This window comes from Nonomuraea sp. NPDC005650, from assembly GCF_040605375.1.
Classification (GTDB): Bacteria; Actinomycetota; Actinomycetes; order Streptosporangiales; family Streptosporangiaceae; genus Nonomuraea.
Window position 1 is genome coordinate 23,381 of record NZ_JBEXCR010000078.1, and the last position, 14,355, is coordinate 37,735.

General features: G+C 65.9%; 15 protein-coding genes. 3 read left to right on the top strand and 12 right to left on the bottom strand.

All coding sequences use genetic code 11. The annotated features are described in order from the left end of the window. Positions 1 to 26 precede the first annotated feature (26 nt). The 7 genes from ABZS69_RS63515 to ABZS69_RS63545 all read right to left on the bottom strand — a co-directional run bounded on the left by ABZS69_RS63515 (position 27) and on the right by ABZS69_RS63545 (position 6,325). Positions 27 to 419 (bottom strand): hypothetical protein, encoded by a 393-nt coding sequence (locus ABZS69_RS63515; RefSeq protein ID WP_355393659.1) that lies wholly within the window; start codon positions 417 to 419, stop codon positions 27 to 29. After that, on the bottom strand, positions 416 to 859 hold the full coding sequence (locus tag ABZS69_RS63520) for a hypothetical protein (protein ID WP_355393662.1): 444 nt from the start codon (positions 857 to 859) through the stop codon (positions 416 to 418). Before ABZS69_RS63520 ends, ABZS69_RS63515 begins: the two co-directional genes overlap by 4 nt. A 22-nt stretch (positions 860 to 881) precedes the next feature. Then, positions 882 to 1,412, bottom strand: a complete 531-nt coding sequence (locus ABZS69_RS63525) for a hypothetical protein (RefSeq protein ID WP_355393665.1) — start codon at positions 1,410 to 1,412, stop codon at positions 882 to 884. A 219-nt stretch (positions 1,413 to 1,631) separates the two neighbouring features. Beyond that, positions 1,632 to 2,105: a hypothetical protein gene (locus tag ABZS69_RS63530; protein ID WP_355393668.1), complete on the bottom strand. Its 474-nt coding sequence runs from the start codon at positions 2,103 to 2,105 to the stop codon at positions 1,632 to 1,634. 105 nt (positions 2,106 to 2,210) lie between these two features. Then, the gene (locus ABZS69_RS63535; protein ID WP_355393671.1) at positions 2,211 to 3,215 is read right to left on the bottom strand and encodes a DUF932 domain-containing protein; all 1,005 of its coding nucleotides are present in this window, start codon (positions 3,213 to 3,215) and stop codon (positions 2,211 to 2,213) included. Positions 3,216 to 3,358: 143 nt separating this feature from the next. Next, positions 3,359 to 4,567 carry a helix-turn-helix domain-containing protein gene (locus ABZS69_RS63540; protein WP_355393674.1) on the bottom strand — a complete coding sequence of 403 codons (1,209 nt, stop codon included), beginning with the start codon at positions 4,565 to 4,567 and terminating at the stop codon, positions 3,359 to 3,361. Positions 4,568 to 5,362: 795 nt separating this feature from the next. Continuing rightward, on the bottom strand, positions 5,363 to 6,325 hold the full coding sequence (locus ABZS69_RS63545; RefSeq protein WP_355393701.1) for an ATP-binding protein: 963 nt from the start codon (positions 6,323 to 6,325) through the stop codon (positions 5,363 to 5,365). Between the two features lie 397 nt (positions 6,326 to 6,722). Here ABZS69_RS63545 and ABZS69_RS63550 point away from each other — a divergent pair, with 397 nt between their 5' ends. Further along, complete coding sequence (locus ABZS69_RS63550) at positions 6,723 to 7,133, top strand: helix-turn-helix transcriptional regulator (protein WP_355393677.1); 411 nt, start codon at positions 6,723 to 6,725, stop codon at positions 7,131 to 7,133. 5 nt (positions 7,134 to 7,138) lie between these two features. Here ABZS69_RS63550 and ABZS69_RS63555 read toward each other — a convergent pair whose 3' ends face one another. From ABZS69_RS63555 to ABZS69_RS63570, 4 genes are all read right to left on the bottom strand, one after another. Beyond that, positions 7,139 to 8,149, bottom strand: coding sequence for a BTAD domain-containing putative transcriptional regulator (locus ABZS69_RS63555; protein ID WP_355393680.1), 1,011 nt, complete (start codon positions 8,147 to 8,149; stop codon positions 7,139 to 7,141). Between the two features lie 1,028 nt (positions 8,150 to 9,177). Further along, positions 9,178 to 9,561 carry an SSI family serine proteinase inhibitor gene (locus ABZS69_RS63560; protein WP_355393683.1) on the bottom strand — a complete coding sequence of 128 codons (384 nt, stop codon included), beginning with the start codon at positions 9,559 to 9,561 and terminating at the stop codon, positions 9,178 to 9,180. Between the two features lie 274 nt (positions 9,562 to 9,835). Next, positions 9,836 to 10,678, bottom strand: a complete 843-nt coding sequence (locus ABZS69_RS63565) for a hypothetical protein (RefSeq protein ID WP_355393686.1) — start codon at positions 10,676 to 10,678, stop codon at positions 9,836 to 9,838. A gap of 2 nt (positions 10,679 to 10,680) precedes the next feature. After that, on the bottom strand, positions 10,681 to 11,580 hold the full coding sequence (locus ABZS69_RS63570) for a DNA-processing protein DprA (RefSeq protein WP_355393689.1): 900 nt from the start codon (positions 11,578 to 11,580) through the stop codon (positions 10,681 to 10,683). Positions 11,581 to 12,608: 1,028 nt separating this feature from the next. Here ABZS69_RS63570 and ABZS69_RS63575 point away from each other — a divergent pair. Both ABZS69_RS63575 and ABZS69_RS63580 read left to right on the top strand, forming a co-directional pair. Further along, a complete protein-coding gene (locus tag ABZS69_RS63575; protein WP_355393692.1) occupies positions 12,609 to 12,836 on the top strand; it encodes a winged helix-turn-helix domain-containing protein in 228 nt (75 codons plus the stop codon). Between the two features lie 97 nt (positions 12,837 to 12,933). Next, positions 12,934 to 13,407, top strand: coding sequence for an NUDIX domain-containing protein (locus ABZS69_RS63580; protein ID WP_355393695.1), 474 nt, complete (start codon positions 12,934 to 12,936; stop codon positions 13,405 to 13,407). A gap of 144 nt (positions 13,408 to 13,551) precedes the next feature. On the opposite strand, the gene ABZS69_RS63585 is transcribed toward ABZS69_RS63580, so the two are convergent. Continuing rightward, positions 13,552 to 14,355: transposase (locus ABZS69_RS63585; RefSeq protein WP_355393698.1), on the bottom strand; the 804-nt coding region annotated here is incomplete at its 5' end.

Here is a 14,355-nt window from a genome sequence, read left to right on the forward strand (position 1 = left end):
CAGTCCACCTGCGCCACCGGGCTCGGTTACCGCCAGCCCGGGCCCTTCTCACCACCGAAGATGCGGCAGGCCTGTTCTTCCTCGGGGGTCAAGACAATGACCGGCAGCTTGTCCACATCCTGGGTGAGGGCCCTGTGGATGCGGTGCCAGCCGTCGATGATCAGCCACCCGGCCTCCGGGATGGGGACCGCGATCAGGGGCTCGTTCAGGTCCACGGTGGCCGCGTGTGCGTGGTCGATCCGGATCAAGTACAGCATCCCCGCCCATGCCTGCGGGTCCAGCTGCCCTGTCGGCTCGCGATCCGCTGTGAGTTGCTTGGCGGCGGTGATGTTCCACTTCCAGGCCAGCATCTGGAACGTCTCGACCTGGGAGTCGTCGGCGGGGTTCGTCCGTAGGCGGGAGCGTGTGTGGGTGTTCACTGGGTCTGCTCCGTCCCGGCCGGGGGGCGCACCGTAGCCTTGGCCAGGAACTCGCGGGCGGCGGCCCGCTTGATCAGCTCCAGCGCGTAGTCGAGATGCGCGAGGGCGAGTTCCTCGTCTGTGGTACCGCCGTCTCCTTCGGCGGTGGGGCTATCGCCGAGGTCCTGGGTGCGGTAGCAGCTGACCCAGAAGCTGAACTTGGCCATCGCACGGACCATGCCGAGCGCGTGCTGCTCGCCGTATCGAGCGAGGGTGCTCCACCAGTGGAGCAGGAGGTTCGCCCGCAGAGCGGCGCACAGCTCCTGGCTGCTGATCCGGTAGCCGTGGGCAAGCCGGGCGGCAGCACTGGTCGTCGCGTCCTTGTTCACCCGCTGCTGCTGCCGCACCAGGGCTTGCAACGAGGGTTCGTCGAACAGATGAGGGGACGTGTAGTCGTTCATGAGGGTGTTCTCCTTCCAGCCATTAAGTGGCGCTGGTGTGGTGGGGCGTCGTCGAACGAGGGGAGCCGGTCGGCCCGTGCGCGTCTGAGGCGCTGTGCGCGTCCAGGCCCGTGACGGTCGCGAGCGTGGTGTCGTGTCGGGCGGCATGTTCGGCCAGCAGCTCGCCAGAGACGGTCAGGAAACGTCGGGCGGCGGCCCGGGAGGCGTGCGCAAGGGCGTGGTCGAACAGGGTGCCGGGCTGGGTGGAGCCGGTCTCGGCGGTCAGGTAGGTACGCGCCCACGAGCGAACCCGGCGCAGCGCGTGATCGGCCTGCAGGTGCTGCTTGCTGACCTGCTCACCAACCTGCTCCCACCAGGTACGCAGCGCCTGCGTGTAGGCGGTCTGATATAGCGGCTCACCGGTCAGCCGCAGCGCGCGCTGCAACAGGTAGGCCGCCTCGGCTGCTGCCGCGTATGCGGCGTGCTGAGCTGCGGCGAGCGCCTCGTGCATCCGCTGATCGAGCATGACAAGGGAATCCTCAGGCTCGGCCTCCGGCGAGCCGAGCTCGTTCACAGTGCCCAACTGTGGAATCGCCGCTGGACGTTGCGCGTTCGGGTGGTTTCGGCTCGACTCGTCTCGGTCAGTGGGCATGTCCATGGTGTTCGCTCCTCTCAGGTGCGGGATGAATTGGTCTCGGTCCTGCCGAGCCGAGCGACTCCCCGCTCGAACGTTCTCGAAAGTGAGAAGCTTTGGATCTAGAGCTTGAGAGCGCCAGGCTCCAGTGGCGGCCTCTCACAGCTGCTGCTCGGAATCCCGTCCGCCCGGGTTTGGAACGAAGGTCGCGCGGGCGTCTGGACGGGGCGATGTCGTGGAGACCCGGCCGGTGAGCGAGGCGGGCCCGGCCAGCACATCGGCCAAGGATTGGGTGGTGGCCAGGAGCTGCTGGGCGGCCTGCCGCCGGGCTTGGGCCATGGCCTGGGCGAACAGGTCTGCATAGAGGACCGGGCTGCCGGTCAGGAGGTGCTGTTCGGCCAGGCGGCGGGTGCGCATGATGGCCTCGGCCCCGTCGAGCCCCTCACCGTTGATCATGTCCATTACCTGCTGCCACCAGCCGCAGACGAATTGGGTGACGGCGAGTTGGGCCAGGTCCTCGGCGTAGAGGCCATGGCCGGATTCGGCGGAGTAAGTGAGCTTGTCGATCGCCTCACACGCCTCGAGTGAGGTGTGGGCGTAGTGTGTCTCGGCCAGGGCTTCGAGCTGTCCCATGATCTTCTCCTTGGAATACGTGCGTGATGGAACCGGTACCGGAGCTCCGGAAGTGGGCGAGATTCCGGTACGGCCCACGCTGCGGGCCGTACCGGGTGAGGACCGTCAGGCCGTGGCGAGGAGCTTGAACGCGCGGATCTTGATCTTGGTGTTGTCGTGGTCGTCGAGCAGGGCACGCTCGGCCCGCACGATCTCGGGCTCGCGTCGTCCGATCACCGGGCTGCGGTGGTCGAGCCGCTCGGTGACTGCGTTGTAGGCGGCCCAGCGGGTGTTGCGGATGGGCTCCTGCGTAGGCGCGGTAGTGAACAGGTATTCCAGCTCGCGCATCGCCAGTTCGTGATTGCGACGCGTGAGCTCCTTGGCGTCCGGCGCCAGCGGGTGCAGGATGTTGGCGAACTGGCGGAACTCCTTGACGTCCATCGGAATGGCGAGGAGTTTCTCGGCTTCTTCGGCGAATGCCTGACCGTGCCGCCAGGTCAGCTTGAGTGCCTCCCGAGCCTCGGCGATCCGTCCGCCGATGTGGCCGGTGTGGCGGACCTTGAACATCGAGGCGTGGTTGCGCAGCGCGGCCCGTTCGGTGTTCGCGCACACCACCCGTACCGGAGTGGCGACGGTGGTGAACGCGCCCCAGCCGTCGTGGCGGGAGAAGGCCGCCAGGTACAGGTCGAGCCGGTCGTGGCCGCCGACCATGAGCGGTTCGGGGAGGCGCATGGTGACGAAGACCCGGCGTCCACCGTTCAGGGAGCCGCCGGTGTCGAAGATCGCCCCGGACTCGTCCACCAGGGTCTGCAGGAAGTCCGCGACCTCCTCGTTCTGAACGATCTTGTAGTCCTTGCCGACCATGCCGAGGCGTTCGGGCTGGCCGGTCACGGGGTTCGTACGGACGATGAGGAAGTCCTCGTCTGCGGTGACGGGCTGTTCGGTGTCGGGGTCGGTCACCTGGCCGACCGCCACCTTGCGCACGTTCCACCCGGCGAGCTGGGCGTTGGTGAGCAGTTCCTCAGCGGTCATCGGCCCGGGTGCGGTGTACCCGAGCCGGTGCCAGCCGGGCTTCCCGGCGGCGGCGAACCCGGCCGAACCGTTGTCGAAGATCTCGATCTCATGAGCCATGGCAGTTGCCTCCTTGGGCAGGTCGTGAATGGTCGAGCGGGAAAGGTGTGAGGTTGGAAAGGGGCTCTTGCGCGACTTGTCGGCGCGCTGTCCGACTTCGGTCACCGGGCAGGCGGGCCGATGCGGCCCGCCGCACTGGTGTGTCATTCCGAGGCCGGGATCTCCGCGAGGCTGAACCGGCGGGGGCGTTCGCAGGTCAGCTGGGCCTGGCCGAGGCTGACCAGCCGGTCCAGGGCGTTGGCCACTGCGCCGGACGAGGCGTCGAGCACCCGCCCGATCTCGTACGGGGTGAAGTCCTTACCCGGGTGCTCGGTCAGGTGGCCCAACACGCGGTCACGCAGCGCGGCAGGGCGGACCTGCCCAGCGTTCCCACTGCTACGGCTGCCGGAACGGCCTGCCGTCGGCCTGGCCGGAGCGGTGGTGCCGGTCAGTACCGCGCGGGCGTTGCGATGTGCCTGCGAGATCTTGGCCATGGCCATCTCCAAGCGGCCCAGTGCGAGGACCGCGCCCCCTTCACCGTCCATTGCGCGAACCGTCCCGAGGATCAGGTCGGCCAGCTCCACCAGCTCCGCGCACGCCTCCACCCGGGCCAGGTTCTCCGGGTCGGATTCCTGTTCCTCGGAGCTTTCGTCTGCGTCCGCAGCCGGGTCGTTGGGAATGGACACACCGTCCAATCCGGGAGTCTCATCACAGGTGGTCGGCTCGGAGTTGTCGGATACGGGGTACCACTCGTCCTTGGTCCGGTCCTCCTCGTCTCCGCGAGAGACAAGCCCAGCCGCCACCAACCGGTCGAGCACCTTGATCACGCCCGTCTGAGTCAGTCCCGCCATCACGCCGATCGCGGCAGCGGACCAGCCGGGGTTGCCCTCCAGCGCGGCGAGGACGGCCTCCTGATGCGTGTCCAGCCCGGTGGTGTCCTCCGTCGTGTCCGACGAGGTGTCAGACACGACGGCTATCGCTGAGGCTTCCGCTGTGTCGGGGAGATCGACGCGCTCGACCGGCTCCGGGGTGTTCGCCGTGTCGTCGGTGTCCGCCGGGTACCACCGATCGGGAGTCCGTCCCCGGCCGTCGTGCCCTCCCGCTATCCGCTTGGCTCGGCCGTTCCTCTCCAGCTCGTTGAGGATCTTGCCCGCTGCCACCCGGCTCATCCCCGCCGCCGCACCGATGGCTGTCACCGACGCACCGGGGTTGGCCAGCAGCGCGTCCCGCACCGCCTCCTGACGGGCGTTCGGGCCGTCGCCCGTCGCAGCGTCCGGGGCCGGAGTGGGGGCGGTTTCAGCGGCACTCAGGGCGCCGTCCGACGCAATTCCTGCAACGCTGCCGGGCGCGATTTCCGAGACCTGAATTCCCATTGCCGTTGTTCCTTCCGTGCGGCTACGGCTCCCGTTTCCGTGGGCCGGTTTTGGTGTGTGGCTCGACGATGTCTCGCACGATGGACCATGGCAAGCGGTCGTCGCATTTTTTACGTCACCCCAACGGCTGGAGAGGCTGTCCTCATTAGATTTTCGCGTAAGCTTCGTAAACGCCTCGCGGCAAAGCTGAGCGGAGAATGCCGACTTTTCGGCCTGCGAGTCCGTCTTCAATCAGGAGCTGCCCACAAGCGGAAGCCAAGAGATGCAAGGCGGCGTCCACCTGCGGAGACTCTCCAAGGCAGCCAGCGTCATCGGGACAGAACTATGTTCTACTCTGGCACTTTAAACACAAAGGCGCATGGCCGGCCCAGAATAAATTCCGCCCCACAGAACGCCTGGAGGCGTTCGGGGTCAGGCACAGGAGACAGCAGCCGCCCAGCAAGAAAATCACCAGCCGCATATTGCGCCCTCGCTTCTAAGCGAGTCGGGCCGCACACCGCACCGTCCGGAACCGCCCTGACCGTGGAAAACGCCCTTATCAAGGGGTCGCGGTCTTAAGCGCACACGGGAACGCTATTTGCATTTCCACTAGTGATTTCCTGCGCGACCGACATCAGCCTCGCCATCAAGCGCAGTCACAGATCTCAGCACGCTGGACACCCGCCATCGGGCCCGTGTTTCTCGTCAACCAGCACTATCTCGATGCTCGGTGTCAAGCTCGATCGGTGGCGCGGTGCCAACTGCCGGGCCCCAATCCACGCCACGTCAGGAGACGGCCGCAGGCACCGAGCCGCCTCAGGCATTGGAGGTGCGCGTGCGTCGACGCGACCATGGCCACTTCACCGGCCACCAGCTTGTTTCTCTTGGCGGATCAGCAACCGCCGCCCATGTCCCGGTACCTGATCGTCGTGCACACAGCACTGCATCGCTAGCGACAGCACGATGCGACTCCAGCTGATGCAGTCCAGCGGCTTCAAGCAGCCCCGGATCGGCTCTGGGGCCAGCTACTCCCCCATCCCTCCGCGCCGGTCGGCGATCATGAGGCAAAGCCGCCCGCAATTCGTTGGGCCCAGGGGCGACGATCACCGCGGACTTGCCTTGCAGGGCCATCCACCGATAACGCACCACCAAGAACGCCCAGTCAGGGTGCTCCCGCCGCAACCGCCGCAGTTCCACCTGCGCCCACGGCTCTTGCCCGAACGCGGACACCTGGTCGCCCCTGTCGCTCACGCCGGCTCCGGGAGCGACGCTGAAGGGCTCCACCAGGCGCCGCTCTATGTGGGCCGCCCTAGCCACAAGCGCACGGCCTGCCTCGTGTACTGCCGCCGTTTCTGAGGTCTCGGGTGGGATCAGACTCAGCTCGGCCCATACCGCGTGTCCGTTGCGGGGATTTCCGGACACGCCGACGTCGGCCGTGAGCCGAGCCACGCTCGCCAGCCCGTATCCGCCCTCCTGCTGTCCCGGCTCGGAGTGCCGAGCAGCCGCGTCAGCCCGGTCATAGTCCAGCACGGCTCCCCCGCCCAGGTCATAGACAGTGACACGCGCGGAGTGCGGCGTACGCGTGACCTCCACCATGAAGAAGCCTCCCGGCAGGCCAGAGCGGCTGTGCCGGAGAGCGTTGCTGATCAGCTCCGCTGCCACCCACTCGGCGTCATCACCACGCGAGGTGTCCTCCAACAGGATCCTCGCCAAGCGACGAGCAGGAGCCGCCTGATCACCTCGGCCCGGGAACACGCGCCGCCAGCACATCCCGCCCATCGCTGGCGCGGGCCATACGTCAGCTATAGACAGATCCTGCTCGGGGCCAGAGACGTCGTCTTGGTATCTGGCGTGAGCCGCCTCGTTTGGCACGTGCAGCCGCTCTGGATCATGTGCTTGCGGGCTCGTCTGCTGATCGTGATGGTGGTCCACCGCTCGTCACCTCCGTGACGCCCCCGACCGCTCCGGGAGCGGCCAGCACCATCAACCACCTCCACGCCCGAATCACATCCCCAGCGCACCACCCCTCCATGGATAGGCGCCCACCAGCGGCTTCACCCCATAGACAGGGGTGATCATGCCGCGTCCGGTGTATCGATCACCCCAACCAGCGGCTTGAGCGTCTCCAGCGAGTCGCCCTACGGTCCACAAACCCACCGGATCACCAGGAAGGAACGTGGACACCATGTCGGGCAATGGCTACCAGGCTCTCCTCGAGTGCCGACGCCGCAGCCGCCTGCTGCGCGAGCGTGGCTTCACCATCGACCAGATCGCCATCGTCCTCAGTCTCGATCACCAGGTCAGCCCGCTCCGGCTGTACCGGTACGCCGCGGGACTCACCGCCAGCCAGACCGTCGCCGCCTACGCCACCCTCGCCCCCAGCCGAGCAGCCGGCCTTCGCGAAGCCCGCCTCTACGAATACGAAAGCTGGCCCAACGCAGGCCGCCGCCCTCCGGCTCACGCCCTGTGCCTCCTGGCCCGTATCTATGGCACAAGCCCCGAGCGCCTGGTCACGCCGAGCGTGCTCGCCACCTACCCCGCCTACGACCGGCAGACCCTCAATCGCGCGATGACTCCCTCGCGTTGACCCGGCTAGTTGATGAACTTCTGGTAGAGCTGTCGAGTCTGCGGGCTCGGTTGCGCTTCGATCTCCCTCAGCCGCTCGGTGAGCTGCTGCAGGGTCAGCTCCAGCGCGGGCAACCGACCCAATTCCCCCTGGATCATCATGATCTGGCGCCACAGCACTTCGTTATAGGGATCGATGCGATCAACCGCCAGCGTCAGCGCGCCAAGCGCACGGTCGGCGTCGTCCTTCCGCACCAACTCGGCCAACCGTAGAACCGCGCCGACCGCCTGCGTCGTGGCAGCCTGTCGCAGCGGCAGGCACCACAGGTCGTCCCTATCGGCGAGCAACGGCCCTTGATACAGGTCCAGCATCCGCCACAACGCCCTCCGCCTGACGAGCTCGCTGTCGGCGGAATTGGCCTCCACGTACGCTTCCTCGAACCGCCACCAGTCCACGTCGAAGTAGGCGGCGGACAACCTCCGTCGCATCCCAGCCTTGACCACGAACTTCACCGCGGGCCCGAGCCCCATCGCCTGCCGCATGGAGCCGTTGACATCGCGCACCGCCGTCTCCAGCCGCCGGACACCACGCTCGCCCTCACCTGGCCACAACCGCTCGATCACCGACTCCGACAGCTCGCCGTCTTTCGACGTTGCCAGCAACGCGAACAGCGCCCGCCCTTCAGCCCGTCCGAATGAAACCTCCTTCCCCGCCACGGTCACACGCACGGCCCCCAGCACCTCCACCTTGGCCATGGTTCGGGACGCAGTCGCGCTCACCGGCGCTACTGGGCTCTCGGCTTGGTCCGGTCCAGCTTCCGGCTGGGTCAGCTCCTCCACAACTGAAGCCATGGGAGGAGCCGTCGCCGCCTGCTCCACGAACGTGGCCATACCTTCCGAGGCGGTTGGCGTCGCAGGTGCAGCCAAGCTTGGGAGAGGGGCGGCCGCCTCGCGGGGCCCGGCCTCCGCCGCTGCGACCGTATGGTTCTGGCGGATGCGGATACGCGTCCAGCGCATACCCAGCGCGCTCATCAGCATTACTGCCAGACTGAAAAGTACGGCCCCTATCGGCAGAGTCCAACCTGCTTCCGCGGTCGGCTCGGCCCGAACGCGAATACTGGGCCCGCCAGAAGCCTCTATCGGAGTCGGTCTCTTCGGCGGAGCCGATGGCAACGGCGATGCGGGAGATGCGGCCTTCGGGAGCTCATCCCCGTTTTTACGACTCCGGCGCCTGAGTCTGTCCGATCCTGCGCCCTCCTTGCCAGAGGCGACCATGTGCGGCCGAAGCCCTCTCTGCTTGCTCGGTATCTCTCCCTGTCGGCGCTCATCACGGGGTGGGGGCAGGTCCCTGCTCGTTGCCGGTCTTTTCCTCTTGGCCGAACGCGCAGGATCGCTGACCGCAGCATGGCCATCAGACACCTCCGGCATGGCCGCCGCTGTTTCTGCCGCGTCATGGGGACGCGTAGCGGACGGCTGGTGGCGCCGCGACTCCTCCAGTCTCTGGACGAGGTTTGGAATACGGCCGTTTCGGAGGTCCTCGTTGACCGTGGCGCACCATTTGTCAATGTCGAAGATCTGCCGGCCCTGCCTGGAAACCGGCGGGCAATAGTAAGGTTCGTCCGGATCGGTAAGCGCAACCCCACTCACACTAAGGCAAATCGCAACAGTTGCTATGGCAGGGTAGCGAGCGAGAGAGAATTGATCGGCACCCCTATCCCTTGTGAGAGGGTTTCCCCGAATCATGAGGCACCTCCACAAGAACCGATTGCATTACATCTGGTCTAGCAGCTCCATCCCCGATATTGATCATGGGTACGCAATAAAGATCACCAAAGAATGACCTTGTCTACCGCTCCGGACTCCACCAGGAAGCGCACGGAGGATAATCCAGGCCTCGAACGCAACAGCGACCGCCCCGTAGATCGCAGACGACCGCCATGACCACCAGGTCGCGATCACGAGGAGACCTCATCGTTACCGATCAGCCCAAATCGTCGATGAACGGCGGCAGCAGTGACCGATGTCGCAGTCGCGCCACCCCCGCCCTCTACGCGCCGCCCAGGCCGCTAGAAGTGGAACACAGGACTAGTCGCAGCGTCGAGCACGCAAGCGTTCGAGAACGTCTTCTGCCAGTTGACGCGCCGGTTCTGCCATATGCCCGTCGCGGTCGCGGTGACCGGGTCGTTTTGCCTGGTACAGGGGTGCGGATTGCCTGGGAGGCGATCGATGTTGCCGTCGACAGCAGTAAGGAGGGCACACGTGAGGGCGCCATAGGGATGCTGGTCAGCTCGAAGCGGACACTGGATCACAATCGCTCTGAGCCAAGTGCCGCCGTTGCCCGTGACGGAGAGGAACAGACCGTTCGGCACGGCCGCCGCCTGAGCCGGGAGCGGGGCGAGGACGACAGAGGCTGCGGTAGCGATACAGGCAACCGGCAAGGACAAACGCATTGACGCTCCACACGAGAAGGAGACGATGAGTAGTCACTACGCTACCGTTTGTTATTTGCCGGTGTCTGGTAACTCCTTGGTAAGCCTTTGACGGACAGCTCTTGTCGCCATGCGACGGTCTCGCCATCGATGCTGTGGGCTCCCCCAGGCCAGAGATCGTGGATGCCGCCTACCTCCGAGCGCGCACGAGGCGGGTGGTGCGAGCGCCGTCTGAACGAGCCGGCTGAGAAACGAGATGCCTCCCTTGTGATGAGGAGGGTCGGGGATTTTGGAGCTAGGAAACCTCGCCGGCAAAGTCCTCGCGGCTCCGGCCCTTCGAAGTGCCTCGCCCACGTACTGGGTCGCAGAGACAACAGTGGTCAAAGCTGTACGGCCGAGCGCACGACTCCCGCCAAATGCCGGCGCTGTAGGGATCCTTGGAGTCGGGGTTGATGTGTCGTGCGACCACGAGCGCCACAACCGCTGCGGCTCCTTTCTCGATCAGCGCGGAGGCGGCGCTTTGCACGTGAGCGCCGGACACGAACAAGTCGTCCACCAGCAGAACCCGCTGCTTGTCCAGCCTGTCGCCCCGGATGCGGAATGCCTTCCGATGAGACTTGCGGTTGGCGAGCACCGGGGCGCAGGTGTCGACGACCTCCAGAAGGAAGGGCCGATGAAGGCCGGCCAGTGCTCCAACCCTGCTGACGACCCGCGTCATAGTGTCGAACGCCTCAGCGGGCTGCTCGGTTCGGGTGCTGGGAATCGTGGCCACCACGGTGAAGGGGCCACCGGCACACCCTTGAAGGCAGCGGCCATGCTTCTGGAAGAAATGGGTCACCGTCGCGGCGAGGAAGTCCGGCCGTCGCCGGCGACCTGAGGTGCCATTAGGATCGTTCTTCCGAACCAGCACGTCGTACAGCTGGGTGTTCTTGGCCGTCAGCGAGATCGGCACCACGTACTCGGTGTGGCCGTACAGGTCCTCGGTGGTGCGTTTACAGCTCGCACAAGTGGGCCATGGCACACCGTCCCCGCGGTCGTTCGGACCGGAATGACAGATGCGGCACACCCCCGCCCGAGTGGGCGGGACGGGGCGAAACAGCGGCAAGAAATCATGGGTGAACGCCTCGGCGCCACCCATGATCAGCAGGTGCTCGTGCGAGGGGTCATATCTACAAGATTGACCGCCTGCTTGGAGAGGTCGTCAATGTCTTGGACGGCAGTCATACCTCCCCGGGAAGCTGCCTGGTCGACCCACGACTGTTCCTGCTGGAGCCGGTGGGACACGAACACATGCTTGCCGGTCTCCAGTGCTCGCTCGACAAGCTGAGAGGAGAAACCGGCAGCCAGACCGTCGACGACATACAAGCAGTCGGCTAACCCGCAGGTCACGACGCGCACGAGTTCAGCAGTGCGGGAGGTGGGAAGAGCATCGGGCCAGAAGGGCGTGACGACCGCGCCGCTCTCGGCTATCTGCTCGGCCACACTGCCGTACTGTCCGAGGGCGGACTGCTCGGAGATGCCGCCGGCCAGCACCGCCAGCGCGCGCCCGCCCACCGCGAGCGTCGCCTCGTGAACCGCAGCATCCAGGTCCGTACCAAGCGGTGCCACGACGGTCAGCCCGGCCTCAGCCAGGGCCCGCGCCGCGGCGACCGCATGGCCGGTCTCGTGCTCGCCAACTACGGCGATTGCCCGGTCGTCACCGACCGCGAAGCTGCCGCGGACCCACAGAAATGGCTGGCGGTCGTAGGCGAAGCGCAGATTGGCCGGATAGCTCTCGTCAAGCACTGTGACGAGATGCACGCCATCGGCGCGCATGGCGGCGATGAGGGCACGCGCCCAGTCCAGGTCCTCTCGCTGGACACATGCGGCGATGGCGGCGGCGTGCGCCCGGTCGTCCTCGTCCCGGCTCGGGCAATAACCGTCGAGGAGCTTCAGGGCACTGCCTGCGTCGAGAATGACGCGTGCGGTGTAGAACCAGGGCTTGTCCTGGGTGGCTCGGGTGAGTGCGAGGACGGCGGCCTGCTCATCAATCGGGATCACTGTCATCACCATCTCGAACGTCGTTTCGGGAGGAACGTACGCTCCGACACCGACAAATACGGCAACGGGATGCGCGGTTCTGTGTTGGCCCTATCGTGCCGACGCCGGCAATACGGCGCCCCATGATTGGCGTGAACGGGCCATGCGGATTCAGGGTGTTGACAGCCCCGAGCCACCCTGCTCGGGTCATATCGACGCCAACAGAGACGGCTTCCACCTCGCGGCAGGCAGGCCAGCTCCACACTTACAGCGGAGCCTTACATGTCGTACAGGGCGACACCGCCGTCCAGGAAGACCCCATTAAAGGAATGCCGGGGCGATCGCCAGCGGATCAACCTTCATGCCTCGTCGGCATCAGGGCTGCTAGCTCACGACCTCGCTACCATCCGAGCCGGGTCTTGCACCTGGCCGCGAACATATCCACGACGTCCAGGGGAAGACGTCCTTACCGCGCTTCGCCCTGCATGATCTGCCGCCACAGCGTCACGGCATCACGGACTCTCACCCATGGACTATCAACGACAGACTGGGGGGACACGGAGCGGTCATACCGCCGCACGAACCCCAATCCGCCAGCCACGCACCGTTCGAAGACCAGAGGCGAGCACTCGCAAGTATGGTCCCGAACCCGGACCCAGACCCGATGCGCACCCGGTTGGAGGGGCGACCACTTGACTCGTATCGCATCGGGGCGAGGCGGGACAGGGTGCAGGCTGTGATACTCACCGAACTCACCCACAGGTTCACCCTCCTCCGTGCCGAAAGAGTGCCCTCGCCTAGCCATCGATGCCGATGAAGGACGCGGGCGAGGGGGAGGCGTTAGTGGGCGAGTAGCCGGCTCTGGCCACATTGTGCGCCCTTACGGGGGCAGCCAGAGCACACATGTGAAGCCCCACCCGGAGGGGCCCTGGTTCGTCGCTCACCAACGCCATGCGCAAAACCTATACTCACCTGTCCTAGCATGTCTATAGCATTCTTAGCCATGCCTGTTCTATGTCGGAAGGTCCAGAGATACCTAAAGTCGTCCTGTGATCGAGTGGGACCCAAGGCTCTACAAGTGGGAGCAGATAACGAATGTCGTCGCTGAGCGCATCGAGAGCGGCGAGTACCCACCCCTCGCCTTGATCTCCGAGGTGAAGCTTCAGGAGGAGTTCGATGTTGCCCGCATCACCGTGCGGAAAGCGATGGAAGCGCTCAGAGACCGTGGGCTGATCACCACCAAGCCAGGCAAGGGCTCCATCGTCGTACCTCAGTAGCTATGTCGGGCGTTGCATCGACGAGTATGTTGCGGAGCTCGCTCAGCCACGGCAAGGCGCCGAACATTGGACCCTCGGCTTAGTAGGCTCCTGGCCCGTGAGCCAGCGCATTGACTACCACAACGACCCGAACGCGCCTGCCGCTAACAGTCTCGTCCCTTCCGTGAACGTCGTGGTCACCAACGACGCCGGCGAGGTGCTGCTGATCCGACGCTCCGACAACGGCAACTGGGCCCTCCCCGGCGGAGCCATCGACCTCGGCGAATCCATCCCTCAGGCAGCCATCCGCGAGACCTTCGAAGAGACCGGAGTCACCTGCCAGATCACAGGACTGGTCGGCACCTACAGCGACCCCCGCCACGTCATCCACTACACCAGCAACGACGAGGTCCGCCAGGAGTTCTCCCTCGTCCTCACGGCCCGGGCCATCGGCGGTCAGCCGACTCCAAGCACAGAATCGAGCGAGGTGCGCTGGGTACCGCGGCACGAGCTCGACATGCACAGCATGCACAGCTCCATGCGCATGAGGATCAGCCACTACCTCGAAGAAGACGGACCGCACATCGGCTAGATCAACCACAGGCAGAGGCTGTCAAGCATCAAGCACGACGGATGCGACAACGACGACGATACATTAACCGCGGGTCAGCGCGGCATGGGTCGCGTCCTCGGAGCGGTGTAAAAGGCTCGACGAGGTAGGTGCCGTGAGTGGATCTTAGGCGGCCTCGGTAGCGGGTGCCAAGGCCGGGTCGTCGGTCGGGCGGAGCTGCGCGGGCGGGTGGAGCAGTGCTCGGCGGAGGTCCTGCAGGATGCGCAGGCCCTTGCTGGTGCTGGTGAAGCCGCGCCAACCGCGGGCAGCACGGTCCAGGACGGCCCACACCAAGCTGACGCAGGAGGTCTCGCCGGGGAAGCGGCCGATGACCTTGACCCGGCGTCGGGTCTCGCCGAAGGTGCGCTCGATGAAGTTGGAATGTCGCACGCGCTTGTGGTGCTCGAGCGGGAAGCGCAGATACGGGGTCAGTGACGCCCGGTCGGTCAGCAGGCACTTGACCGCTGCCGGATAGCGGCGGCCCCAGGTCTCGGCGAAGGCGTCGATGCGCCGCTGGGCGAGCTCGACCAGCGGCTGGCCGGCTTTGACGTCCTCGCCCAGGTCGCTGATGTCGAAGATCTTCCAGAAGTCGGCCTTCACCTCGGCCTGGTCATCGCAGGAGACCTTCGCGACCACGTTTCTGGCGCGGTGAACGAGACACCTTTGGCGCAGCGAGACGGGGAAGACCTGCTCAGCCGCGGTGATCAGGCCGGGTGCGCCGTCAGAGATGATCAGCAGCGGCGGGCGCAGGCCGCGGGCGATCAAGTCGGTGAGGAAGTCGTTCCAGGCGTCGGTGGACTCGGCGCCGGCGGCGGCCAGGCCGACGAAGACCGGTCTGCCTTCGGTGGTGATGCCCCAGGCGGCCAGGATCGGCTCGGCCCGGCTGCTGGCCTCGTGCATCTTGAAGTGAGAGGCGTCCAGGAACAGGTA

Bases quoted from the DNA above. Each gene is read 5' to 3' on its own strand.
- ABZS69_RS63565 (WP_355393686.1), bottom strand. From the start codon at position 10,678: ATGGGTGGCGCCGAGGCGTTCACCCATGATTTCTTGCCGCTGTTTCGC.
- ABZS69_RS63560 (WP_355393683.1), bottom strand. From the start codon at position 9,561: ATGCGTTTGTCCTTGCCGGTTGCCTGTATCGCTACCGCAGCCTCTGTC.
- ABZS69_RS63530 (WP_355393668.1), bottom strand. From the start codon at position 2,105: ATGGGACAGCTCGAAGCCCTGGCCGAGACACACTACGCCCACACCTCA.
- ABZS69_RS63555 (WP_355393680.1), bottom strand. From the start codon at position 8,149: ATGCTGATGAGCGCGCTGGGTATGCGCTGGACGCGTATCCGCATCCGC.
- ABZS69_RS63520 (WP_355393662.1), bottom strand. From the start codon at position 859: ATGAACGACTACACGTCCCCTCATCTGTTCGACGAACCCTCGTTGCAA.
- ABZS69_RS63545 (WP_355393701.1), bottom strand. From the start codon at position 6,325: ATGGGCGGGATGTGCTGGCGGCGCGTGTTCCCGGGCCGAGGTGATCAG.
- ABZS69_RS63535 (WP_355393671.1), bottom strand. From the start codon at position 3,215: ATGGCTCATGAGATCGAGATCTTCGACAACGGTTCGGCCGGGTTCGCC.
- ABZS69_RS63540 (WP_355393674.1), bottom strand. From the start codon at position 4,567: ATGGGAATTCAGGTCTCGGAAATCGCGCCCGGCAGCGTTGCAGGAATT.